The organism is Cumulibacter soli (genome assembly GCF_004382795.1).
In the GTDB taxonomy this organism is placed as follows: domain Bacteria; phylum Actinomycetota; class Actinomycetes; order Mycobacteriales; family Antricoccaceae; genus Cumulibacter; species Cumulibacter soli.
In genome coordinates this window covers 272074-294752 of the sequence record NZ_SMSG01000006.1, presented here as the reverse complement: position 1 = coordinate 294752, position 22679 = coordinate 272074, and the positions used below count along the sequence as shown (strand labels likewise).

Here is a 22679-nt window from a genome sequence, read left to right as displayed (position 1 = left end):
GCCCGCTAGCGTGGGGCCATGTCCGAACTGCATGATCTAAGCGCCACCGAGCAGGCCGCAGCCATCGCGTCCGGTGAGTTATCCCCGGTCGAGCTCACCGAGCACTATCTCGCGCGCATCGAGCGGCTCAATGAATCGGTCGGCGCATTTGTCACGATCACCGCTGAGGACGCCCGACGAGACGCGAGCCGGGCCGAGCGCGCTGTACGAGACGGCGAGCGACTTGGCCAGCTGCATGGGGTGCCGATCGGGATCAAGGACCTCAACAACATCGAAGGCGTGCGGACGACATTCGGCAGCGCGCTGATGCGCGAGAACATCGCCGTACACACGGACGAGGCGATCGCGCGCCTGTTGGACGGCGGCATGGTCAGCCTCGGTAAGACCCAGACACCCGAGTTCGGGTTTCCTTGCTGGACACGCAACGACGTCGGTCCGACCGCGCGCACGCCCTGGGACCTCGGCCGATTCGCTGCCGGGTCCTCCGGTGGCGCAGGAGCCGCCGTCGCCGCAGGTCTAGCGCCGATCGCGCAAGGTTCGGACGGCGGTGGCTCCGTCCGTAGCCCCGCGTCGGCCTGCGGGCTCGTCGGCCTCAAGACCGCTCGCGGGCGGATCACGAGCGGACCGCTGCGGGTAGACCCTGCTGGTTTGGGAGTGACCGGCCCGTTGGCGCGCACGGTAGAAGATGCCGCCGCGTTCCTGGACCTGACCGCTGGGCCGGGGCGATCGGATCCACACTGGGCACCACCGCTGCCATCGGGGCAGACATTCCTGGACGCCACGCGCCGCGAGGTGGGCCCATTGCGGATCGGGCGGTACGTCGACCCGGTCATACCTGGCGCGCAGGTCTCGCCGGACGTGACTGCCGCATGGCAGCGCACGTCCGAACTGCTGGAATCGCTCGGGCACGAGGTCGAGGACATCCCAGCGCCGGTCGGCCCGGAAGCAATGGCGGCCTTTGTGCAGGTGTGGGTGCTGGGAGCGACGACGTTACCGGTCACCGACGACCAACTGCCGCGACTGCAGCCGCTGACCCGCTGGCTGCGTGAGCAAGGCATGAAACTTACCGGTCAGCAGGCGATGGCCGCGCACGTCACGATGGGACAGATCGGGCGCAGTGTCGTGGAGAAGCTGGCGCCGTACGACGTCGTCCTCACGCCTGTCACGACCGATGTCGCGCGACCGCTGGACTGGTACGGCGAGGACCCAGCCGTCGACTTCGAGCTGCAAAAGCAGTACTCGGCGTTCACGTCGTTGTACAACGTCTCCGGTCAGCCTGCGATCAGCCTGCCGCTGCAGATGAGCGATGACGGACTACCGATCGGAATGCAGTTCGTCGGGCGCCCGGCCGATGAGGTCACGCTGCTGGCGCTGAGCGCGCAACTTCAGGCGGCCGCGCCCTGGCGTGAGCGAGTACCAGACCTGTGGCGGTCCTGATCGGCAAACCCGTGGCTGAAGAAAGTTCAGCGCTGGGCTAGATTCTGTAGGCATGAGCATCCCGCACGTCCTACTTGTTTTCGTCGGCGGACCCGTCCTGGTACTCCTGCTGACCTACCTCCTGGCGTTCTTGACCAGCCGTGACACCGAGACCGCTAAGCGATACAAGCTCGGCGAGCATTGGGATCGCGGCACGTTGTGGTTCGTCGGACGCCCGAAGCAGGGCACGAGCGTTCACCAGTCCATCCACGCCATCGAGTCCGGGACCGACAGTGTCCCCGCGACGACGATGGTCGGTGGCGCGAGCGGTACCTGGTAAGCGAGGAGAGACGATATGGCTAGCACACTCACTACATCCACACCGACGCTCGCGTTCGGTCCTGAGGGCAATACGGGTCCGTTCAACTTCACCGAGATGGATCGGCTCTCCGAGGCACTGACGAGGTCCTCACACGAAACCGGCATCAACTTCTCGGTACTGATCGGTGACCTCGGGCCGGACCGGCGCGGCGCCGTCGCGGCGAAGCACCGCACTTTCGGCCACGAAGCGCGCGATACCTGCCTGGTAGCAGTCTCGCCCAACGAGCATGCGATCGAAATCGGCGTCGGTGAACACGCTGCCCGGCGGATCGATGACCGCGATTGCGAGCTCGCCGTCGCGGCGATGTCCTCCAGCTTCGCCGGTGGCGACCTGATCGGCGGCCTGGTCAACGCGCTTCGGATGCTCGCCGACGCCGCAGGCAACACGGCCGAATAACACACGCCTGAAACGCCACGTGCGGCGTACTTCCCGTCCCTGGGGGAAGTACGCCGCACGTCGTTCGTGCCGCAGCGGTCGAGCTATTCGGCGTCCTTGCGGCGACACGCTAACGCGCGCACGATCGCATCGCGCTGCTCGGCGACGAGGCGCACCTGCGCACTGACGTGGCCATCCTGCGCTAGCCAGCGATCGGCGGCGTCGACGGTCGCCGGCTCGATCAACCGCGGAAACATCAGTTCGGTTACCTGTTGCGCGATCGCGGACGAGCGGTCCTGCCAGACACCGTCCAGCGCCTCGAAGAAGCGATCTCGGTACGGGCGGGTCAGTTCGTACTGGCGCCACGAATAGAAGCCGAGTGCGGTGGCTTCGTGCATGTAGTTCGTCAGCGCGTTCGAGGTGACCGTGTCCTGCCAGGCAGCTGCCTTTGCCTGCTCGGTTGCCCGTACGGCGCGAGCGGTGGCCGCGCGACGCTGCGCGACATCGCCGGCGTCGATGGCGATCGCGGACTCGATCTCCACATCGCCTGCGCGTCCGGCGGCGACCAGCGGGGTGAGCAGAGCCCAGCGGGTATCGAGGTCCATCGCCAGACCTTCCAGCACGCGCTCCCCGGAGACCAACGCGGCGAGCGTGTCCAACTGTGCATCGGTGACGGCTGCCGAGGCGAACACGCGTGACCAGTGAACCTGCGCGTCGCTACCGCCGGTCGCCTTTTCGGTCTGCTGCCATGCAAAGTCCGCCAGTTGCTCGGTGCCGGTCGCCGACCAGTCGGGCGCGCTGTACGAGAAGACTGCTGTCTGCGCCTGCCCGGATAGCGTCTGGATGACGCTCATGGTCTGCTCGCTGCCGACGCCCTTCAGGAACAGCGCCAGGTAATCGCGCGCCCGCATCTCGCCATCGCGGGTCATATCCCACGTCGCACCCCAGCACAGCGCTCGCGGTAGCGACTCGGTGAACTTGTCGATGTTATCCAGCAGGAAGGCCAGCGATTGCTCGTCGAAACGCACCTTGGCATACGTGAGGTCGTCGTCGTTGAGCAGGATCAGGTCGGCGCGGACACCGCCGACGAGGTCGGGTACCTCGGTGCGCTCGCCCGAGATGTCTAGCTCTACTCGCTGCGTACGCACGAGTGCGTCACCCTCGAGGTTGTAGCACCCCACAGCGATGCGGTGCGTGCGCAGCGTCGGGTGGTCGGTCGGCGCGCTTTGCTCGATCGCGAACGACGTGATGACGCCGTCAGCGTCCGTGGTGATGAGCGGGCGCAGGGTATTGACCTGGGCGCTTTCCAGCCACTGCTGCGACCACCACGACAGGTCCCGCCCGCTGGTCGCCTCTAGTTCGGCGAATAGGTCGCTGAGTTCGGTGTTGCCGTACTGATGCTTCTTGAAGTACGCGCGGATCGCGGCGAAGAACGCGTCCTGTCCGACGTACGCGACGAGCTGTTTAAGTACCGAGGCGCCCTTAGCGTAAGTGATGCCGTCGAAGTTCACCTCAACGGCCTCGACGTCGACCATGTCAGCGGCGATCGGGTGCGTAGTCGACTTCGTGTCCTGGTCATAGGCCCAGGTTTTCTCCACGTTCGCGAACGTCGTCCACGCCGACGTGTACTTCGTGGCCTCGGCCTGACAATGCACGGACGCGTAGGTGGCGAAGGACTCGTTCAGCCATAGGTCATCCCACCACCGCATCGTCACGAGGTCGCCGAACCACATGTGCGCCATCTCGTGCAGGATCGTTTCGGCGCGGCGCTCGAGGCGGTACTCGGTGACCTTGGACTGGAAGACGTAGTCATCGCGGAAGGTGATAGCGCCCGCGTTTTCCATCGCGCCGAAATTGAACTCCGGGACGAACAGTTGGTCGTACTTTCCGAAGGCATAAGGGAAATCGAAGAGGTCCTGGAAGAACGTGAAGCCCTGTTTGGTGACCTCGAAGATCTCCTCGGCGTCGAGATACTTCGCCAGCGAAGCACGGCAGTAGATGCCGAGCGGAATGCCGTCATGCTCATCGTGCACGTGGTGGAAGGGACCGGCGATCAGCGCGGTGATGTACGGCGACATCGGTTTGGTGGTCTCGAAGTCGACAGTCTTCGAACCATCGGTGTGTTCGGTGGTGGCTTCGGGGACACCGTTGGAGACGACCTGCCATCCCTGCGGCGCACGCACGTGGAACGTGTACGTGGCCTTGAGGTCAGGCTGGTCGAAGCAAGGAAACATCAACTTCGCGTTCGCCGTCTCGAACTGCGAGTACAGATACGTTTCGCCGTCGCTCGGGTCGATGAAACGGTGCAGGCCCTCACCGGTGTTGGTGTAGAGCAATTCTGCATCGATGCGCAGTTCGTTCTGCTCGGCGAGATCGGGTAGTGCCAGGCCATGCTCCGCCCGGTACGCCGAGGTGTCGAGCGCGACGCCGTTGAGTGTCGCGCTGTGAAACGAATCGGCGACAACGTCGATGAATGTCGATGCTCCTGCGGTCGCGCCGAAGGCGATCGTGGCGTGCACCCGGAAGGTGCGATCAGTCGCTTTACCGGTGCCGTCGGTGAGATCGATCGCGACGTCATAGGAGGTGGTGGAGAGGATGGACGAACGCTGCCGCGCCTGATCGCGCGTGAGATTGGGGTGTGCCACGAAGAGAGCTTCCTTGTCCTTACCGGCAGATGGAGCGGGTGAAATCGATCCTGCCATAGGATCGAACGCACCACGCTGTCGAGAACGTTGGAGCCGAGATGGGCAAGAAGAAGGACGCGGACGACGAGGCCAAGAAGGCCAGGAAGAAGTCGGCGAAGAAGTCCGGCAAGGGATCGGCGAAGAAACTCGGCAAGAAGGGCAAGGCCTCGGCGACCGCATCGGTTGGGCGTGATCGTGCGGACTTCTGGTTCGATCCGCTTTGCCCCTGGTGCTGGATCACCTCGCGCTGGATTCTCGAGGTCGAGAAGGTCCGTGAGATCGATGCCCACTTCCACGTGATGAGTCTGGCCGTGTTGAACGAAGGACGCGATCTGCCTTCGTCGTACCAGGCGCTGATGAAGAAGGCCTGGGGACCGGTGCGGGTCGCGATTGCCGCCGCGAAGAACCACGGCGACGAGGTCCTCTCCGGGTTGTACACGGCCATGGGCACCCGAATCCACAATCAGGGCCGCAAGGACTACGCCAAGGTGATTGCGGAGTCGCTGGCCGAGGTCGGACTTCCTGCGTCGCTGGCGAAGGCGGCTCGTAGCAGCGACTTCGACGATGATCTGCGCAAGTCGCATCATGCGGGTATGGACAAGGTCGGACCGGACGTCGGCACGCCCACGATCCACGTGAACGGCGTGGCCTTCTTCGGGCCGGTGCTGTCGCGCATTCCTCGCGGCGAGGATGCGGGAACGGTCTGGGACGGCACGGTGCTGTTGTCCTCGTACCCGCACTTCTTCGAGCTCAAGCGGACGCGGCACGAAGCGCCCGAGTTCGACTAATCGATGGGACGGGCACGGGGACAGCAGGACGGCGAGTCTCGCGCTGTGCACGAGGTCGTCGCGAACGGTCCGTCGCAGATCGAACGGCCCCGGGCGATGCGAGTACGTGACGTAGACCGCCCGTCGGCGGAGGACTTTGACGAGGCCGAGGAGACTTTGCAGATCGTCCGGCGCAACTGGAAGCCGCCGACGTAGGCCCAATAACGCCCAATAACAGCGAGCCGCCGGTAACCCCACTCCACGGGGCGACCGGCGGCTTTCGACGTCCTAAAGCTTGCTACTTCGCCTCGTAGTCGGCCAGCAGATCAATCCGGCGCTGGTGACGCTCGTTGCCGCTCCACGCCGTGGCGAGGAACGCGTCGGCGATCTGCGCTGCCTCCTCGAGCGTGTGCATCCGCGCACCGATGCCGACAACCTGCGCATTGTTGTGTTCGCGCGCCAGCGAGGCGGTTTCCGGGCTCCAGGCGAGCGCGGCCCGGATACCCTTCACCTTGTTTGCGGCGATCTGCTCGCCGTTTCCGGACCCGCCGATCACGATGCCGAGGCTCCCCGCGGTGTCGCGGACGGATTCAGCGGTGGCGATGCAGAACGGTGGGTAGTCGTCGTCCTTGTCGTAGACGTGGGCACCCATGTCTGTCACCTCATGCCCGGCGTCGGTGAGGTGGTCAACGAGATAGTTCTTGAGTTCGAATCCGGCGTGATCGCAGCCGATAAAAACGCGCATACGGAAAACGTATCGCGCACGTCTCAACGTGAGGTAGTCGGTGTCGAATCGGGCCCAGTTTTGCCCCTAGCGCCCATACCATGATAAGGGCAGTCGTTTAGTCGGAGGGATTAACGATGGGCAGGCGCCACCACGTAGTCATCATCGGTTCCGGGTTCGGCGGGTTGTTCGCCGCTCGTGCGCTCGAGAAGAAGAACGTCGACGTCACCTTGGTCAGCCGTACTAGCCAGCACTTGTTCCAGCCGCTGCTCTATCAAGTGGCGACCGGCATTCTGAGTGCTGGCGAGATTGCGCCGGCGACGCGTGAGGTGCTGCGGCGTCAAAAGAACGTGCAGGTGCACCTCGCGAACGTTACCGACATCGATCTGGACAACAAGGCCGTTCACTACCGGCTGTTCGACAAGCGGATGAAGATGAGCTACGACTCGCTTATCGTCGCCGCCGGAGCGGGGCAGTCGTACTTCGGCAACGATCATTTCGCGCGATTCGCGCCCGGTATGAAGTCAATCGATGACGCGCTGGAACTGCGCGGTCGCATCTTCGGTGCGTTCGAGCGCGCGGAACTCACCGCTGACCCTGCCGAGGTCGAGCGGCTGATGACCTTCGTCGTCGTCGGTGCTGGACCGACCGGCGTCGAGATGGCGGGACAGATCGCCGAGCTGGCGTACCGGGCACTTCCGTCGGAGTTCAACAACTTCGACACCCGTAAGGCCAAGGTCATCCTGTTGGACGGCGCGCCGCAGATGCTCGGCACGTTCGGCGATCGACTGTCGGCCAAGGCAAAACGAACCGCCGAACATGTGGGCATCGACGTACGCCTCAACAGCAAGGTGGTGGACGTCGACGCCTACGGTCTGGTCGTAGAGGGGCCAGACGGTAAGACCTATCGGATCCCGGCGGAGTGCAAGATTTGGGCCGCTGGTGTGCAGGCCTCGCCGTTGACCAAGACGCTGGCGGAGCAGTCCGGTGCGGAGCTTGATCGGGCCGGGCGAATCATGGTGAACCCCGACCTGACACTGCCGAATCACCCCGAGGTGTACGTCGTCGGCGACATGATGTCACTGGACGGGCTGCCGGGAGTGGCGCAGGTGGCGATTCAGGGCGGACGACATGCAGCGGGACTGATCGGTGATCGGTTGATTATGCCGACGGTGACCCGCAAGTTCGAGTACCGCGACAAGGGCAGTATGGCAACGATCTCGCGATTCCGCGCGATCGTCAGCGCCGGCCCGATCCGTGCCACGGGGTGGATCGCCTGGCTGATGTGGCTGGTCGTGCACCTCTTCTACATCATCGGATTCAAGAAGCGATTGACGACTCTGCTGCATTGGACGGTGTCCTTCATCGGACGCGGCCGTTCCGAGCGAGCAGTGTCGGTCCAGCAGGTGATCGCTCGCGCCGCGATCGAGGACCTTGGTCCTGATTACAGTCCACTCGAGAAGCACGCTCAGCGATCGGCTTGACGCCGCCCGGGGCCAGCACCAGTGATCGCCGCCGGGCGTCGCCCGCAGAGATCATCGCGGTGCTGGCGCCGTTGCCGGCGTCTCGTCGGGCTCGTCCGGTAGCTGGGCGGGCTGCTCGGGAGAGTTGATCGGCACGTCAACACTCGCGTTGGACGGCTGCCTATCTTGGCCCGGGTCGTTCTTTGTCGCTTCTCGGTACTGCGCTGAGATATTCCGGTACGACTTCGTCATGAACGCCCCGGCGCCGAGCAGAATCGACACGATTCCCGCGGCGAGGAAGCACAGCGCGATTCCACGGGTGCTGCCTTCGCCGAGCAGCCAGCCCCACGTCTCTTGTCCAGACTCCCCATTCATATACGGAATCACCCAGAATTCAGCGATGGGTGCGACCAGGAACGATGTGATGGGCGCCGATGCCGACTCGAACGTCATCGCGAACCCGAAAACACGCCCTTGCTTGCGGAACGGAACGACGCGCTGGATGATCGTTTGCTCGGCCGCCTCGACGACCGGCATGGTGATCATGAACAGCCAGATCCCGATCGCGTATAGCCACCACACTTCGCGAATCGCGAACGTCGACCCGAGCACGCCGATCACCATGACCATGATCAGCATCGTGCGGATCGGGTTCTTGCCGAGCCCGAATTTCGCGATGACCGCACCACCGATAAGGAATCCCGTGGTCGTGACGGCGAGCACGACGCCCCACACCTCGGGGGAGAACAGTTCGAGCCCGTACGGGTCCATCAGCGCCATGAAGACGCCGCCGGTGAGGTTGTTGAACGTGGTGAAAATGATCAGCGCCAGCAGACCGGATGCCGCGCGCACAGCTAGATAACCGCCACGGAAATCGACGCCTCGGTTGTTCGGATCGCGCGCGACTTCAGGTTCGGGGATGCCCAGTGTGAGCAGATGGACGAGCGCGGCAGCAACCAGCACGACGGCGATCACGATGGTCCACCCCATGCCCATCATGCCGATCGCCAGACCGCTGAACACGCTGGTGACCATGAACGCCAGACCTTGAACGGTACCGACCATCCCGTTTGCGTTGGCGCGCCGCTCGGCCGGCACCAGCAGGCTGACCGTCGTCGACAACGCGATATTGCGCAACTGTTCGATGACTGAGCCGCAGAGAATGATGACGGTGAACACCCAGAACCATGGTTGGCCGATATCCAACAGCGAACTGGTGGGGACGACGGCGTACACGAGTCCGCCGAGACCGAACAGGGCGAACGTACCTACGGCGGAGGCCACCATCACCTGGTGCTTGCGGTAGCGGTCAACGAGCGTGCCGAAGAACATGCTGAACATGGCGACCAGCAGCATGTACGCGCCACCGATCACCCCGGTTGCGAGCACAGACCTAGTTTCTAGGTATACCCAGAAAGTGAGCGCGAACCATAGGAAGCTCGTCGTGACGTTAGCGAGCGCGGTGTTGACGAGCACGTGCAGAAATGTGCGCATGCCGTCGGCGGGAACCTTAGGCCCCTCTGATCTGGCTGATGTTGCTGAGCTGTGAGGGTCGGGCGCGAGCGCGTCGCCAGGATCGCCGGCTAGGCGCGCGTCAGATTCGTGCGGAACATCGCCGGATGCGGCGTCAGGGTGCATGGGAAAAGCGTAGGCGCCGCCCCTGACAACTGTCGCGTGAATTTTCTTCGGCAGGTTACGCCGTCTCGGGCCGAAAATGCCCAGTAGTTTGGCGGATGGTGTGGGGCTGGAACGCGCGTTACGTTCGCGTCAGGGAAACCATTGAAGGGCGTCGAAATGACGGAGCCACACTACGAAGTGACTACCGGGCCAACTATGGCCAACCGACCGGTGCCGCCGAACAACGGTGTTTCTCGCCCGCCCGCGACGCCCCGTCGAAAACGCCGCCTTGTTGGTCCGATCGTCGGTGCAGTCGGGTTATTGCTTGGCGCCGGTATTGCGTTAGCGGTGCTGCTGCCGATGTATTCGCAGGCGCAAGCGGATGCTGATTATTTTCGCGATGCCCGCAATCACGTGCGGGCGCAGACTTCGACGGCGACTGAGACCATCGTCGAAACCGAAACCCTCATCGAGACAGAAACGGAGACGGTGACCGCGACGCCGTCTGCACCGCCCGAGCCGGAAGGACCCGCGACGACCTTCGGATCTGGCACCTACCTCGTCGGAGTCGACATTGCGCCCGGTACCTATCTAGCCCCAGGTGGGACGTTGTGTTACTGGGAGCGGCTTGCCGGATTATCCGGAGACTTCGAGGACATCATTGCTAATGGCCTCAGCGATGGGGGACAGGTGTACGTGGAAATCGACGCCATGGACGTTGCCTTCAAGACCGAAGGCTGTGGCACCTGGGAGATGTCGGGATAGCGCCGATGAGGCGATCTGGCTCGAAGTCGAAGAATTCGTGGAGCGGATGACGGGAATCGAACCCGCGTAATCAGTTTGGAAGACTGAGGCTCTACCATTGAGCTACATCCGCGCGGCCTGCTTGAGCGGCCGGATCGAGTCTACACGCTCCCATAGGTACTGCCGACGAGGTGCCCATCAGGCCTGCGTAGACTGTTGGACGCACGACTCGGGGTGTAGCGCAGTTTGGTAGCGCATCCGCTTTGGGAGCGGAGGGTCGCAGGTTCGAATCCTGTCACCCCGACTTTAAAATTCCAGGTCACGGGCGGTAAACGGCCAACCACGCATGTCGAGTGACCGTTGGCGACAATGAACCATTCAACTTTCGCGATGATCAGTGGGTTCGGCGACTGCTACCCACATCCAGCCGACTTGTCGAAGCCCAAGAAATCGCCGTGAGGCTTCGAGTCTGTGGGCCTTCAACGCAGGGTGGTCGCGCAGGCGGATAACGGCATTGATCCTGTCGACCCCGGCGCTTTCGCATTGCGCGTCGACGTCGAATCCAGCTGGGAACTCGATCGGGGTGGGGAGGGTGCTGAAGAAATGCGCGGGTGTAAGCGCATCGACAGGCTCAGATGGTTCGACAAGATCCCATCGGACGTCTAGTTCGGGGTAGAGCGAACTCTCGGGTAGCGCCGCTGCGATATCTGCAGCGAAGTCCCCATCCTGTATGTACCGTGCGAACTTGTCGCGGTCGGCGGTGGTCATGCCGGCCAGGAAGAGGCGGAATTCCAGTTCCACGGCCGGCGGACGCGGTGCGTACTCGAAATTGCCCAGGAACTGAAGCGTGGGTTCGGAGGCACCAACGCCATCCCAGGCGTGCTGGTTCAGGATGACGACGGTGTTGGCGGACACGATCTCGTGCTCGTGGCATCGCTCGAGCAGCGCGCTTTGCACTTCGGTGGGCAACCGTAGCGATGCTGCAAGTTCGCCGATCACGCGCTCCGACGACGCCGAGCGGCACCGATGTGTCTCCAAGTAATCGGCGTCGTACCAGTCGCTTCCGACGTCGGCGACGAAGGCACTGTCCTCCGGCGAATCCGCGGACAGATACTTCGCTAGCTCCCGCGCCGGCATGTGGCCGATCCAGAAGGCCCCGGCGCGCAACTCCGGCTCGTCGCGGAACCGCTTCTCGGTAAACCTGTCGATGAACTCCAGCACCCTCGTCCTCTCCCAGCGTTTGAAGCTAGCAACCGTGAGTGTCCAGAACGTGACGCTGAGAACAACAGAGTTGGCTCAGAGCGCCAATCCGATAGCCAACGCGAGGACGCCGAGCGCGGGGACGGTGCCTTGTTTGATCGCTGCGGAGGCCTTGCTGGGATCAGAGAGTAGGAGAACCAGTGCGGCAGCAAACATCGACCCGGATCCGGTAAATACGAGTGTCGCGCCCACCGTGGTGTGGCCAGTCGCGTAGAGCACGATTCCGAGAATCACCGCGACGGCCAGGAAGAGGTTGTAGAACCCTTGATTGAACGCTAAGGCCTTGGTCGCCGTCGCCTCTGTCGGCGTTGTGCCGAACACTTTCCTGGCCCGTGCACTCGTCCATGCCACGGACTCCAGATAGAAAATGAACACGTGCAATAGCGCGGCAGCGCCCGCGAGTACGAGCCCGACGATCACCATGGCGACTCCTTCAATCGGGGCGAAGCCGTCCTGGACGGGCCAGCCGATTGTGAAATCTTGGCATGGAACCGACTACTACGGCGCGCTTACGCTTCGCTCGCCGAAAAGTATGTACGGACGAGCGCGGCGGGCTGATCCTGGGATGCGGTCTGCTCTAGATACGCAGGCACCCGTGCGACTACGGTCACAACCAACCGCTTGTGACGCTGCTGCGTCGCCAGCGAAACGCACAGGTACCCAGGAAAGGGAGACTGTATGTCAGAAATAACGATGCCCATCGAGGCAAGCCACGTGCTGATGTTCGCGCGCTCGGTCGGCTACAAGGACGATGAGTTGCTCGACGAGATCAAGAAAGACGGCGGTCAGTCGATCTACGCCCCGCCGACTTTCCTGGCCGGAATTCGGCAGTTCGACCCGAACGAGGGCCTGCGGCCCAAGCCGGGTGAGTCGTGGATCGGGTCAGGCAAGAACGCCAGCGGAGCGACCGCGGAGCAGCGCGGCGACCGAGGCGGATCCCTGCACGCCGAGCAGCATTACACCTACCACCGCCCGGTCAAGGTTGGCGATGTATTGAGCGCACGCCACGAGAAGGGTGAGACCTGGACGAAGACCGGCCGCCGCGGCGGAACGTTGCGGTTCTCCGAGGCGCTGACGATCTTTGAGGACCAGAACGGTGAACCGGTTGTGACCGTCCGCCAGGTAGGCGTCGTCCCAGAGAAGGTAGTGGAGCAGGCATGAGCACGAAGTTGAATGCAGGGCAGACCTTCGAGTCGGTGCTGGTCGACGACCTGACTCGCACCCAGCTCGTGCAGTACGCCGGTACGTCCGGTGACTACAACCCAGTACACACTGATGAGCGCTTCGCGACCGAGGTCGCCGGCTACCCGTCTGTGTTTGCGCACGGCATGCTCACCATGGGGATGTCGTCGCGCGCACTGGACGAACTTGTCGGCGTCGAGAACATCACCTCGTTCGGCGGTCGGTTCACCTCGCAGGTGTGGCCGGGGGACACGCTTACCAACAAGATCGCGGTCGACTCCGTCGATGGCGACGTAGCGGCCCTGACGATCACGGTCACCAATCAGAAGGACGTCGTCGTCTACAGCGGTCAGGCGACGGTCAAGCAGTAACGCGAACATCGACCTGCGGCGCTTCGTGCCCCAATGACGGACGCGAGGCGCCGCAGATCGACATAGCACGCACCAGATCGGAGTATCGATGGGAAAGCTGGATGGCCGGATCGCGGTCGTTACCGGTGCCGCGCAAGGGATCGGACTTGCCGTGGCTAAGGACTTCGTCGCACATGGCGCGAAGGTCGCGCTAGTCGATGCCAACGAACAGATCGGTGATATCGCAGCGAAGTTAGGCGACTCGGCACGAGGGTTCGTCGGGGATGTCAGCAATCGCGGCGATATGCGACAGGTGCTGCTAGAAACGAACGACCTATGGGGCCCACTCAGTGTCCTGGTCGCGAACGCCGGCATCACTCGCCCGGCGATGATGTGGAAGATGACCGACGAGCAGTGGGACGCCGTGCTCAATGTGCATTTGAAGGGCAGTTGGATCTGCACTCAAGAGGCGTTGACGTACATGCGTGAGCAACGCTTTGGGCGGCTCATCTACGTCACCTCGTCCGCTGGGATCAACGGCACGATCGGCCAATGTAACTACGCGGCAGCCAAGGGCGGGATCCTCGCGCTGATGCGCTCGGCCGCCAAGGAACTAGCCGACATCGGCATCACTGCGAACGCGGTTTCGCCCGCCGCGGCAACGCCAATGACTGAGGTTATTCGTACCGATGAGAGGTTCAAGGACGTCTATCGTGATCGGATTCCGATGAAGCGCTGGGCGGAACCTGAAGAAATCTCGCCGACGTTCTCCTTTCTGGCGTCGGACGAAAGCAGTTACATGACAGGGCAAACGCTCACTGTGGACGGCGGTTCGGTTCCAGTACGTTGACGTGCGAGGCGCGATGCCGAAGGTCGCGACACGGAATCGACCGTCTGCCCGCACTCACGCGGGGCCTTGCTGACCTCGGGTCTGCCTAGCTGGCCGCGGGTTTCGAGGGTGGCTACGCGCTGTCGGTGTGGAGTCGAACCAACGCTTGTTGCGCCGCCGGTATCGAGTCGTGCGCTGCTCTCGCTTCGGTGTCGTCCAATCTCGCGGCGCCGACCAGAAATGGTTCGAACAATGCCCAGCCGAGATCCAATGCCAGTGCGTGCGTCACGCCGATGCGCACCGATTCCGGCGTACCGCCCGTGGTGTGAGTTGCTTGCGCGATCGCCCAGTCCATCACTGGGTGTGTGCGCTGGCCGCCGAGGTCGGCGCCGTCCAACAGAGCGCGGGCTAACACCTGTTGAAAGAGTCGGGTCGCGGGCGTGCGCTGGGTTCGCGCTTGCGGCGAGGCCTCGAGATCCCGGGCGACTTGCGCGGCCAGGTCGTCGAGTACGGCGCTCAACAGGTTCGCCTTCGAACCGAAGTGCCGGTGCACCAAACCGTGGTTCACCCCCGCTCGGACGCTGATCGCGCGAACGCTCGTGGCGTTGTATCCGCGTTCGGCGAACTCATGCGTGGCGGCCGCGATAAGCGCAGGAATGGCCTCGTGCCGGCCCTTCGGGAGAGATGTCGGTTGACCCATTCCCTAACTGTAGTCGATTGACTACAGTTAGGGATACTCTCGCTGAGGATCTCGCCTATCGGAGGTTCACCCAATGGAATTCGATCCGATCGCCAGCGCCACCACGCCCATCGCCGCCAATCACGAGCCCGCTTTCGTGCACGAGGCCGACATCGCCGAAGCAGAAGCAAAGCAGGCACAATTCACCAACCGACATGGCACGAAACAGCCCAACATCCTCGTCGTCCTGATGGACGATGTCGGGTGGGGCGACTTCGGCTGCTACGGCGGCGGAGTCGCCGTTGGCGCACCAACCCCGAACATCGATGCGCTCGCACGCCGCGGGGTCCAACTGACCTCGGCATACTCCGAACCCTCGTGCACGCCCTCGCGCGCCACTTTGCTCACCGGGCGGCTGCCGATGCGCCACGGGCTACAGCGTCCGCCGATGTACGGCGAACCCGGCGGGTTGCAGGGGGAGGTCACGCTAGCTGAGTTGCTCTCGGACGCTGGCTACATCACCCAAGCAGTGGGGAAGTGGCACCTCGGCGAGAACATCGAGTCCCAGCCGCAGCGGGTCGGATTCGACGACTTCTACGGGTTCCTGTCGGTCTCAGACATGTACACCGAATGGCGCGACCCGTACTTCTTCCCAGAGATCGTCTACTCGAAGGCGCGCACCGATTGGGTCGAGAATCAGCCCTTCAACAAGTCGTTCGTGCACGCCACTCGAGACGGTGATCTCGAACCTGTCGAAGAAGTAACGATTCCGGTGCTGTCTGAGCTGGATCAAAAATGGTGTGCGTACTCGGAAAAGTTCCTGCATCGAATGGCTGGCGAGGATCGGCCCTGGTTCCTCTACCACAACACGCGCGGTGCGCATTTCGATAACTACCCGCATGAGTCCTACCTCGGTGTGTCGCCGGCCAAACATCCCTACAAAGACACCATCGTTGAACTCGACGACATTGTTGGTCGGCTAGTGGATGTCCTCACCGAAACGGGGCAGCTTGAGGACACGATCATCGTGATCTCATCGGATAACGGACCGGAGGAAGAAACGTGGCCCGATGCGGCGTACACCCCATTCAGGTGCGCGAAGGGGTCGACCTGGGAGGGTGGCGTGCGTGTCCCGATGGTCGTCGCGTGGCCGGGGATGATTGATCCCGGACGTGTCACCGACGGGCTTTTCGACTTCAACGACGTACTGCCGACGCTGATGTCGTTGGCTGAGCGAACAGACCTCATCCCGTCTGACCGCTTCATCGACGGCGTCGACCAGTCGTCATTCTTGCTCGCCTCCAATGGCCTCTCGAACCGTAAGTACCACTACTACTGGCTAGGGCAGGCGTTCTCAGGTTTGCGCTGCGGGGAGTACAAGCTCGTGCTCAATGCGATCAGCGACGATCCGATCAGCCAGGCGGACACCCAGGGAGGTGGGGGATTCAGCGGAGCGTTCCAAAAGTTCCCCTACGGCAAATTGTTCAACTTGTACCTGGACCCGAAGGAGACCCATTCGTATTTGGTTCGCAAGCTCGCGTATCAGGATGCGCTCGTTGGGCAGGTGGCTCGCCACCGCGCGACGTTCGCGCCGCCGTACGAACCCAAACGGGTCGTCGGTCTGAATGTGTAACCCTCACTGCCTGCGCCCGCGCCGGCCAGGTGATGAATCTGCGGGGTAGTTACGCACGATAATCGCCCGTTATTGTGCGTAACTACCCCGCAGATCGCGAGGACGCGCGTAATTACCCCGCAGATCGAGAGGACGAGGGAGACCCCACCGCGGAAGAGCGACTACGCGGACATGAACGACAGCGTCCGCGTCCACGCGTCCTGACAGGCCTCTGCCCATTCATCCGAGGTGCGATCGAAGAACGAGTGCGGCGCGCGTGGATAGGTGTGCAACTCGTGCGGCACCCCCGAAGCGGTCATCTCCTCGCCAAACGCATCGACGATGTCTTGCGGAATGCTGCTGTCTCCGCCGCCGAACAAGCCGAGCACCGGCACCTTCATCTGGTCGGTCATCTCGATCGGGCTCATATCCGAACCAGCCTGGTTATACGGCTTTCCGTAGAAGCCCACGACGCCGGCAAAATCGTGATCGACGGCCGATAGGCAGAACGCGTGCGACCCGCCGAAGCAGAAGCCCACGGCGTACGTCGCCGCAGAAGCAAGTTCGTTCTTCGCCGCAGCGATGTCCTCGCGCACCGTTTTGGGCTCTGCCGCACGCACGTGGGGCCACGGATCGAAGTCGCCGGTGCGGTTGGCGTCGTCGGCGGTGCGCGCGAAATAGTCCAGTGCCAGCGCATCGAAACCCTCCGCGGCAAACGCTCCCGCGAGGTTCTTGTAGAACGAGTACAGGCCACGAACGTCGGGCAGCACGATCACCGCGCGGCCGTTAGGGTTGTCTGGTCGTACCCGGTGTGCAAGCACCTGGGAACCATCAGCCGAGGTGAGCGTGATGTCCTCGCCAGGCAGGGGTGCGCGGCCGCTTGGCAGCGGCGGGGGAACGGCGTCGGGTTCGAAGCACATGTGTAACAGTCCTCTCGTCATGCACCTGCCTGGTGCTAGCAGAGCCCAGACAACCTAGACTGGGCGGCTGGGTCCAGTGCATTCCAGTCGCGCTCGACCTCAACAAGCATTCAGGTGCCTTAGGCGAAACCTAGTCAGCACCGCGACTGAAGCACAACTACGAGGAGATTCTGTGAAGAGCATCGTCGAAAACCTGAGCGCGACTCGGGTCAAACTGGCGGTCGAGGTGCCGTTCGACCAGCTCAAGGATAAGTTCGACGCTGCGTACCGCCGCATCGGCCAGCAGGTTCGTGTTCCGGGGTTCCGACCCGGAAAGGTTCCGCCGCAGATTCTCGAAGCTCGAGTTGGCCGCGGCGCCGTACTGCAGGACGTCGTGAACGACGCGCTGCCGGAGGCGTACAGCCAGTCGGTTGAAGAGAACGAACTCAACGTCATCGGTCAGCCGGAGATCGAGGTCACCGAGATCGCCGATGACGCCTTCAAGTTCACCGCCGAGGTCGATCTGCGCCCCGAGATCACCGTTCCCGACCTCGAGGCCATTGAGGTCGTCGTCGAAGACGAAGAGACCACCGATGAGGAGGTCGAGGAGCAGGTCGCTGGTCTGCGCGAGCGCTTCAGCACCCTCAAGGGTGTCGAGCGTGAAGTCGCCGAGGGTGATTACGTGTCCATCGATCTGACGGCGACAGTCGACGGCGAAGAGGTCGAGGGCGGCTCGGCGAACGGGCTGTCGTACGAAGTCGGCACAGGTCAGCTCGTCCCGGGCATCGATGAGCAGCTCGTCGGTATGAAGGCTGACGACTCGAAGACCTTCACCTCTGAGCTCGTCGCGGGCGATCAGGCCGGAAAGGACGCCGAGGTCACCGTGACCGTCAAGGCGGTCAAGGAGAAGGAACTCCCCGAGCTGGACGACGATTTCGCCGCTATGGCCTCCGAGTTCGACACGATCGATGAGCTGCGTGGCGACCTTCGTACGAAGTTGGAGAACGCTAAGTCGTTCGGCCGTATCGGTCGCGCTCGCGAAGCCGTGCTGGAGAAGATCGTGGAGGGTCTCGACTTCGAACTGCCGCAGGGCGCCTATAAGCAGGAGCTTGAAGCCCGCCAGCACGATGCCGTGCACTCGTTCGATCACAACGAGGACGCGCTCAACAAGTGGGTTGAGGAGCAGGGTCAGACTCGCGAAGAGTTCGACAAGGACATTGAGGAGAACGCGCAGAAGAGCCTGCGTGCTCAGCTCGTGCTCGACCAGATCGTCGAAGATGAGGGTGTCGACGTTGGCGATGCCGAGGTCACCCAGTACATCGTTGAGCAGGCGCAGCGGTTCCAGATGAACCCGCAGCAGTTCGCTGACGAGGTCGCGAAGGCCGGTCAGGTCGGTGCGCTGGTGGCCGACGTCCGCCGCAACAAAGCCGTCGAACTCGTACTGCAGAAGGTCGTGATCAAGGACTCGGCTGGTGAGGTTCTGGATCTGGAGCAGATCCGCGCTGACGCGATCGCCGCGATGACCCGTAACGTCGCCGCCGACGCAGATGGGGCCGAGGACTCCTCGGACGAGACCGACGCTGATGAAGCCGATGAGTCGGACGCCGCCGAGGCCTCTGACGAGACGGACGCAAAGTAGTCGAACGCGCATTCACAACGGGCCGGGCCGCGTCAGCGGGCCGGCCCGTTGCGTTTTCCACGGCTCACCCGACGCCCTCTCGTGCGCTGACAGCGAACGAGCCCGATCTCGGGACTCTTTGTGCCGCCGCGCGCGTTAACCTTCTGCAAGCCGAACGAAAGTCCGCCTCGCCACGAGGCATAAGAAGGTAGGCACCCAACGTGAACTCAAACCCGATGATGGCCAGTGCGTCTGGCATGAACCTCTCCGACTCGGTCTACGACCGACTGCTGCGGGAGCGAATCATCTTCCTTGGGTCGGCCGTCATGGACGAGAACGCCAACATGCTCGCCGCTCAAATGCTGCTGCTCGCCGCCGAGGATCCCGAGCGCGATATTCACCTCTACATCAATTCGCCGGGCGGTTCGGTCACCGCCGGTATGGCCATTTACGACACGATGCAGTTCATCGAGTGTGATGTGGCCACGTACTCGATGGGGCTGTCGGCATCGATGGGTCAGTTCCTGCTCTCTGCAGGTGCGCAGGGCAAGCGCTACGCGTTGCCGCATGCGCGCATCCTGATGCACCAGCCGTCGGCCGGTGTGCAAGGTACAGCGTCCGACATCAAGATCCAGGCGGACCTGTTCAAGCGCACCAAGCGCGAGATGGCTGAGTTGATCGCGGAACAGACCGGTCAGACCGTTGAGCAGGTGACCGAGGACTCCGAGCGCGATCGCTGGTTCACCGCACAGGAGGCCAAGGACTACGGCTTCGTCGACCACATCATTTCTCGCGCGGAGGATCTTCCCTCCGGCGGACGCCGCTAAGGAGCTACACCGATGAACTACAACCTGAGCGGCGAGTCCCGCATCCAGATGCCGCAGAGCCGTTACGTGCTGCCGTCGTTCGTCGAGCGGACGTCGTACGGGGTGAAGGAGTCCAACCCGTACAACAAGCTGTTCGAGGAGCGCATTATCTTCCTCGGCGTGCAGGTCGACGATGCGTCGGCCAACGACGTGATGGCGCAGTTGTTGACGCTGGAGTCGGACGATCCGGACCGCGACATCACGATGTACATCAACTCGCCGGGCGGCTCGTTCACCGCGCTCACGGCTATCTACGACACGATGCAGTACGTGCACTGCGATATCGCCACCGTCGTCCTCGGGCAGGCAGCCTCCGCGGCTGCGGTACTCGCCGCAGCGGGTACGCACGGCAAGCGCGCCGCGACCCCGAACTCGCGCATTCTGATCCACCAGCCTTCCGGCGGTGGCGAGGGCCAGGTCTCAGACCTGGAGATCCAGGCGAACGAGATCCTGCGGATGCGTGAACTGCTTGAGGAGATCCTGGCGCGTCACTCGGGCCAGCCGATTGAGCAGGTCCGCAAGGATATCGAGCGCGACAAGATCCTCTCGGCAGAGGAGGCCAAGGAGTACGGCCTCATCGATACGGTCATGCCGTACCGCAAGCTGTCGGGCCAGACCTGGGACGCGTAGTCACTGACCGACGATCACCGGGCTCTCTCCGACGCGGAGAGGGCCCGGTGTCGTACGGCGGCGTGGCTGGTGGGCTTGATGTGGCGGGTGAGCCCAGGGCGTGAGACACGCCTGCGAATCGCGAGATTAATGAGCGGTTTCTGTCGTCGCTACCGGGTACCGTCGAATATGCGCTGATTTCGGCGCGACGTTCATGAGGGAGAGTAACGCGTGGCACGTGTCGGTGAAGGTGCTGATCTGCTGAAGTGCTCGTTCTGTGGCAAGTCGCAGAAGCAAGTGAAGAAGCTCATCGCGGGACCTGGCGTCTACATCTGCGATGAGTGCATCGATCTCTGCAACGAGATCATCGAGGAGGAACTTGCTGAGACCAGCGAGGTCAAACTCGATGAGTTGCCCAAGCCCGCTGAGATTTTCGCCTTCCTGAACGAGTACGTCGTGGGTCAGGACAAGGCCAAGCGCACGCTCGCGGTTGCTGTCTACAACCACTACAAGCGCGTGCAGGCGTCCGGAAACGAGAAGGCCAAGGACGCCGTCGAGCTGCAGAAGTCCAACATCCTGATGATCGGGCCGACCGGCTCTGGTAAGACCCACCTGGCGCAAACGCTCGCGCGGATGTTGAACGTCCCGTTCGCCATCGCTGATGCGACCGCGCTCACCGAGGCCGGGTACGTCGGTGAGGACGTCGAGAACATCCTGCTGAAGTTGATCCAGGCCGCTGATTACGACACCAAACGAGCCGAGACCGGCATCGTCTACATCGACGAGATCGACAAGGTCGCGCGTAAGAGCGAGAATCCGTCGATCACTCGGGATGTGTCCGGCGAGGGTGTGCAGCAAGCGCTGCTGAAGATCCTCGAGGGAACGACGGCCGCTGTGCCGCCGCAGGGCGGACGCAAGCACCCGCACCAGGAGTTCCTGCAGATCGACACGACCAACGTGTTGTTCATCGTCGGTGGCGCGTTCGCCGGTCTGGACGACATCATCCAGTCTCGCGTCGGTAAGAAGGGGATGGGATTCGGTGCCGAGATCCGCTCGAAGGCGGAGATCGACACGACCGACTTTTTCGGTCAGGTGATGACTGAAGACCTGGTCAAGTTCGGCATGATTCCCGAGTTCATCGGCCGCGTTCCGGTCACCGCGTCGGTGGCCAACCTGGACCGCGAAGCGCTCGTCAACATCCTGACCGAGCCGAAGAATGCTCTCGTGCGTCAGTACCAGCGCCTGTTCCAACTCGATGGGGTCGAGCTGGAGTTTGAGCAGGACGCGCTGGAGTCGATCGCCGACCAGGCCATCAAGCGCGGCACCGGTGCTCGTGGATTGCGCTCGATCCTCGAAGAGGTGCTGATGAGCGTGATGTACGACATCCCCGGGGATGACGACGTCGCGAAGGTCATTATCACCAAGGACACCGTTGAGTCCGAGGTATACCCGACGATCGTGGGCCGGAAGAAGACGAAGTCCACCAAGGACAAGCCGGAGTCGAAGTCGGCGTAGGGTCGGGCACGTGTCGCGTCGCGACCACCTGCGAGAGTGTGCGACTGAGTTTCGGCTGACGAGTTAGCCGACCGGTTCGGCGGGCATGCGTCTGCGCACCAGGGTGCGCTTCACCAAATACATCCCGAGCATCACCACCGCGATGACGGCAAGGATCAGCAGCCAGGTTGTGCCGGAGACGCCGCCGAGCACCGCCTTCCACGCAGACGCTCCGACGAAGGTGTAGAAACCCGCCCACCCGAGCGCGCCAACGACTTGGGCCAGCGTGAAACGCAGCCAATGCATCCGCAGGACGCCGGCGGACGCGAGCACGGCAGTCTGTAGACCGACGGTGAGGTAGCAGAGCGCGATAAGCGGCGAACCCCACCCCTCCAGCATCCGACGGGCGCGCACCAACAACGGCCGCTGCAACCATGCAGCGAAGCGCGCTCGAAAGGAATCGGGCAGTGCCGTGCCGTCAGCAGTTGCCTCCGTCGCCCATCGCGCGATCCAGTACGTCGCCTGTCCGCGCAGCATCGCGATCGACCACAACACGACGAAGATGATCGTGACGGGTACGTCGTCCCACATGAGGCCTCAGGCAGCCTCTCGCGGCCCGAACGTCGCGCCGAACATCCGACCCGCCTCCCCGCTGCTTAGGTGTACCTAAGCAGACTACGTCAGCGCGCTCGTGACGTCAGAGGTTGGCCCGCTCTGCATGGCCCATCGAGACCTGCAGCGTCACGCCGAATTTCTCGATCATGACGCCGGAGTCGGCGCGCATCGCTGCCCACTGCTGCGACTCTGCGCTTTGCTGCAGAGCCTCCTTGCTGTCGAAAATCATCTCCGCGACGCGGTAGGTAGCGGGCGTCGCACCTTCGAACCCGTCGGAGGTCAGCGTTTCGGTCAGGCCGACCAGGTGAGGTACGGCGAGTGCGGCCGGTAGGTGCACCTCGGCATAGTGCTGCTCGAACGCCTCGACGTCCTCGTTGCGTGGCGCTGACCAGAATGCGTACAACTTGTACATGGGGTTCCCAACTTGTCGTGGCGTGGATTACCGGCAGGTTATCGGCTGAGGTGGGGATGTCAACGTCGTAATGCTGCCTGAG

General features: G+C 62.9%; 24 protein-coding genes and 2 tRNA genes. 16 read left to right on the top strand and 10 right to left on the bottom strand.

Features of this window, described 5'->3' with window-relative positions:
• The first annotated feature begins 18 nt into the window (after positions 1-18).
• From E1H16_RS14695 to E1H16_RS14685, 3 genes are read left to right on the top strand one after another with little or no spacing between them, the layout of a single operon-like run.
• Positions 19-1437: an amidase gene (locus E1H16_RS14695; RefSeq protein WP_134324661.1), complete on the top strand. Its 1419-nt coding sequence runs from the start codon at positions 19-21 to the stop codon at positions 1435-1437.
• Between the two features lie 52 nt (positions 1438-1489).
• The gene (ctaJ, locus tag E1H16_RS14690) at positions 1490-1756 is read left to right on the top strand and encodes an aa3-type cytochrome oxidase subunit CtaJ (RefSeq protein WP_134324660.1); all 267 of its coding nucleotides are present in this window, start codon (positions 1490-1492) and stop codon (positions 1754-1756) included.
• Between the two features lie 15 nt (positions 1757-1771).
• A complete protein-coding gene (locus tag E1H16_RS14685) occupies positions 1772-2194 on the top strand; it encodes a DUF5130 family protein (RefSeq protein WP_134324659.1) in 423 nt (140 codons plus the stop codon).
• A gap of 83 nt (positions 2195-2277) precedes the next feature.
• On the opposite strand, the gene pepN is transcribed toward E1H16_RS14685, so the two are convergent.
• Positions 2278-4875, bottom strand: a complete 2598-nt coding sequence (gene pepN, locus E1H16_RS14680; protein ID WP_134324658.1) for an aminopeptidase N — start codon at positions 4873-4875, stop codon at positions 2278-2280.
• 41 nt (positions 4876-4916) lie between these two features.
• On the opposite strand from pepN, the gene E1H16_RS14675 reads away from it, so the two are divergent.
• Positions 4917-5645, top strand: coding sequence for a mycothiol-dependent nitroreductase Rv2466c family protein (locus E1H16_RS14675; protein WP_134324657.1), 729 nt, complete (start codon positions 4917-4919; stop codon positions 5643-5645).
• Positions 5646-5648: 3 nt separating this feature from the next.
• Complete coding sequence (locus tag E1H16_RS14670; protein WP_134324656.1) at positions 5649-5840, top strand: hypothetical protein; 192 nt, start codon at positions 5649-5651, stop codon at positions 5838-5840.
• 82 nt (positions 5841-5922) lie between these two features.
• Here the strand turns inward: E1H16_RS14670 and E1H16_RS14665 are convergent, their stop codons facing one another.
• Positions 5923-6369 carry a ribose-5-phosphate isomerase gene (locus tag E1H16_RS14665; protein WP_134324655.1) on the bottom strand — a complete coding sequence of 149 codons (447 nt, stop codon included), beginning with the start codon at positions 6367-6369 and terminating at the stop codon, positions 5923-5925.
• Between the two features lie 116 nt (positions 6370-6485).
• Between E1H16_RS14665 and E1H16_RS14660 the strand changes: the two genes are divergently transcribed.
• On the top strand, positions 6486-7832 hold the full coding sequence (locus E1H16_RS14660) for an NAD(P)/FAD-dependent oxidoreductase (RefSeq protein WP_134324654.1): 1347 nt from the start codon (positions 6486-6488) through the stop codon (positions 7830-7832).
• A gap of 51 nt (positions 7833-7883) precedes the next feature.
• On the opposite strand, the gene E1H16_RS14655 is transcribed toward E1H16_RS14660, so the two are convergent.
• Positions 7884-9305, bottom strand: a complete 1422-nt coding sequence (locus E1H16_RS14655) for an MFS transporter (protein ID WP_134324653.1) — start codon at positions 9303-9305, stop codon at positions 7884-7886.
• Positions 9306-9605: 300 nt separating this feature from the next.
• Here E1H16_RS14655 and E1H16_RS18645 point away from each other — a divergent pair, with 300 nt between their 5' ends.
• Positions 9606-10193 carry an Rv1352/Rv1906c domain-containing protein gene (locus E1H16_RS18645; RefSeq protein WP_208379069.1) on the top strand — a complete coding sequence of 196 codons (588 nt, stop codon included), beginning with the start codon at positions 9606-9608 and terminating at the stop codon, positions 10191-10193.
• A gap of 38 nt (positions 10194-10231) precedes the next feature.
• Here E1H16_RS18645 and E1H16_RS14645 read toward each other — a convergent pair.
• Positions 10232-10305, bottom strand: a tRNA-Gly gene (locus E1H16_RS14645).
• Positions 10306-10402: 97 nt separating this feature from the next.
• Here E1H16_RS14645 and E1H16_RS14640 point away from each other — a divergent pair.
• A tRNA-Pro gene (locus E1H16_RS14640) sits at positions 10403-10476 on the top strand.
• 74 nt (positions 10477-10550) lie between these two features.
• Here E1H16_RS14640 and E1H16_RS14635 read toward each other — a convergent pair.
• Both E1H16_RS14635 and E1H16_RS14630 read right to left on the bottom strand, forming a co-directional pair.
• Entirely contained in the window at positions 10551-11393 is an 843-nt protein-coding gene (locus tag E1H16_RS14635) for an immunity 22 family protein (RefSeq protein ID WP_134324652.1), read from the bottom strand.
• 75 nt (positions 11394-11468) lie between these two features.
• On the bottom strand, positions 11469-11855 hold the full coding sequence (locus E1H16_RS14630) for a DUF1304 domain-containing protein (RefSeq protein ID WP_134324651.1): 387 nt from the start codon (positions 11853-11855) through the stop codon (positions 11469-11471).
• Positions 11856-12110: 255 nt separating this feature from the next.
• Between E1H16_RS14630 and E1H16_RS14625 the strand changes: the two genes are divergently transcribed.
• From E1H16_RS14625 to E1H16_RS14615, 3 genes are all read left to right on the top strand, one after another.
• The gene (locus E1H16_RS14625) at positions 12111-12593 is read left to right on the top strand and encodes an FAS1-like dehydratase domain-containing protein (protein WP_134324650.1); all 483 of its coding nucleotides are present in this window, start codon (positions 12111-12113) and stop codon (positions 12591-12593) included.
• Positions 12590-12985: a MaoC/PaaZ C-terminal domain-containing protein gene (locus E1H16_RS14620; RefSeq protein ID WP_134324649.1), complete on the top strand. Its 396-nt coding sequence runs from the start codon at positions 12590-12592 to the stop codon at positions 12983-12985. The genes E1H16_RS14625 and E1H16_RS14620 overlap by 4 nt, the downstream gene beginning before the upstream one ends.
• An 88-nt stretch (positions 12986-13073) precedes the next feature.
• Positions 13074-13814 (top strand): SDR family NAD(P)-dependent oxidoreductase, encoded by a 741-nt coding sequence (locus E1H16_RS14615; RefSeq protein WP_134324648.1) that lies wholly within the window; start codon positions 13074-13076, stop codon positions 13812-13814.
• 112 nt (positions 13815-13926) lie between these two features.
• Here the strand turns inward: E1H16_RS14615 and E1H16_RS14610 are convergent, their stop codons facing one another.
• Positions 13927-14493 carry a TetR/AcrR family transcriptional regulator gene (locus E1H16_RS14610; protein WP_134324647.1) on the bottom strand — a complete coding sequence of 189 codons (567 nt, stop codon included), beginning with the start codon at positions 14491-14493 and terminating at the stop codon, positions 13927-13929.
• 73 nt (positions 14494-14566) lie between these two features.
• On the opposite strand from E1H16_RS14610, the gene E1H16_RS14605 reads away from it, so the two are divergent.
• Complete coding sequence (locus tag E1H16_RS14605; protein WP_134324646.1) at positions 14567-16105, top strand: arylsulfatase; 1539 nt, start codon at positions 14567-14569, stop codon at positions 16103-16105.
• A gap of 161 nt (positions 16106-16266) precedes the next feature.
• Here the strand turns inward: E1H16_RS14605 and E1H16_RS14600 are convergent, their stop codons facing one another.
• Positions 16267-17004, bottom strand: a complete 738-nt coding sequence (locus E1H16_RS14600) for a dienelactone hydrolase family protein (protein ID WP_208379068.1) — start codon at positions 17002-17004, stop codon at positions 16267-16269.
• A 172-nt stretch (positions 17005-17176) separates the two neighbouring features.
• On the opposite strand from E1H16_RS14600, the gene tig reads away from it, so the two are divergent.
• The 4 genes from tig to clpX all read left to right on the top strand — a co-directional run bounded on the left by tig (position 17177) and on the right by clpX (position 21591).
• Positions 17177-18622, top strand: a complete 1446-nt coding sequence (tig, locus tag E1H16_RS14595) for a trigger factor (protein WP_134324644.1) — start codon at positions 17177-17179, stop codon at positions 18620-18622.
• Positions 18623-18837: 215 nt separating this feature from the next.
• Positions 18838-19428, top strand: coding sequence for an ATP-dependent Clp protease proteolytic subunit (locus E1H16_RS14590; protein WP_134324788.1), 591 nt, complete (start codon positions 18838-18840; stop codon positions 19426-19428).
• A gap of 12 nt (positions 19429-19440) precedes the next feature.
• Positions 19441-20097 carry an ATP-dependent Clp protease proteolytic subunit gene (locus E1H16_RS14585; RefSeq protein ID WP_134324643.1) on the top strand — a complete coding sequence of 219 codons (657 nt, stop codon included), beginning with the start codon at positions 19441-19443 and terminating at the stop codon, positions 20095-20097.
• A gap of 210 nt (positions 20098-20307) precedes the next feature.
• On the top strand, positions 20308-21591 hold the full coding sequence (gene clpX / locus E1H16_RS14580) for an ATP-dependent Clp protease ATP-binding subunit ClpX (RefSeq protein ID WP_134324642.1): 1284 nt from the start codon (positions 20308-20310) through the stop codon (positions 21589-21591).
• A 63-nt stretch (positions 21592-21654) separates the two neighbouring features.
• Here clpX and E1H16_RS14575 read toward each other — a convergent pair whose 3' ends face one another.
• Together E1H16_RS14575 and E1H16_RS14570 are read right to left on the bottom strand one after the other, a co-directional pair.
• Complete coding sequence (locus E1H16_RS14575; protein WP_134324641.1) at positions 21655-22161, bottom strand: DedA family protein; 507 nt, start codon at positions 22159-22161, stop codon at positions 21655-21657.
• Between the two features lie 106 nt (positions 22162-22267).
• Positions 22268-22597 carry an EthD family reductase gene (locus tag E1H16_RS14570; protein WP_134324640.1) on the bottom strand — a complete coding sequence of 110 codons (330 nt, stop codon included), beginning with the start codon at positions 22595-22597 and terminating at the stop codon, positions 22268-22270.
• Positions 22598-22679: the final 82 nt, after the last annotated feature.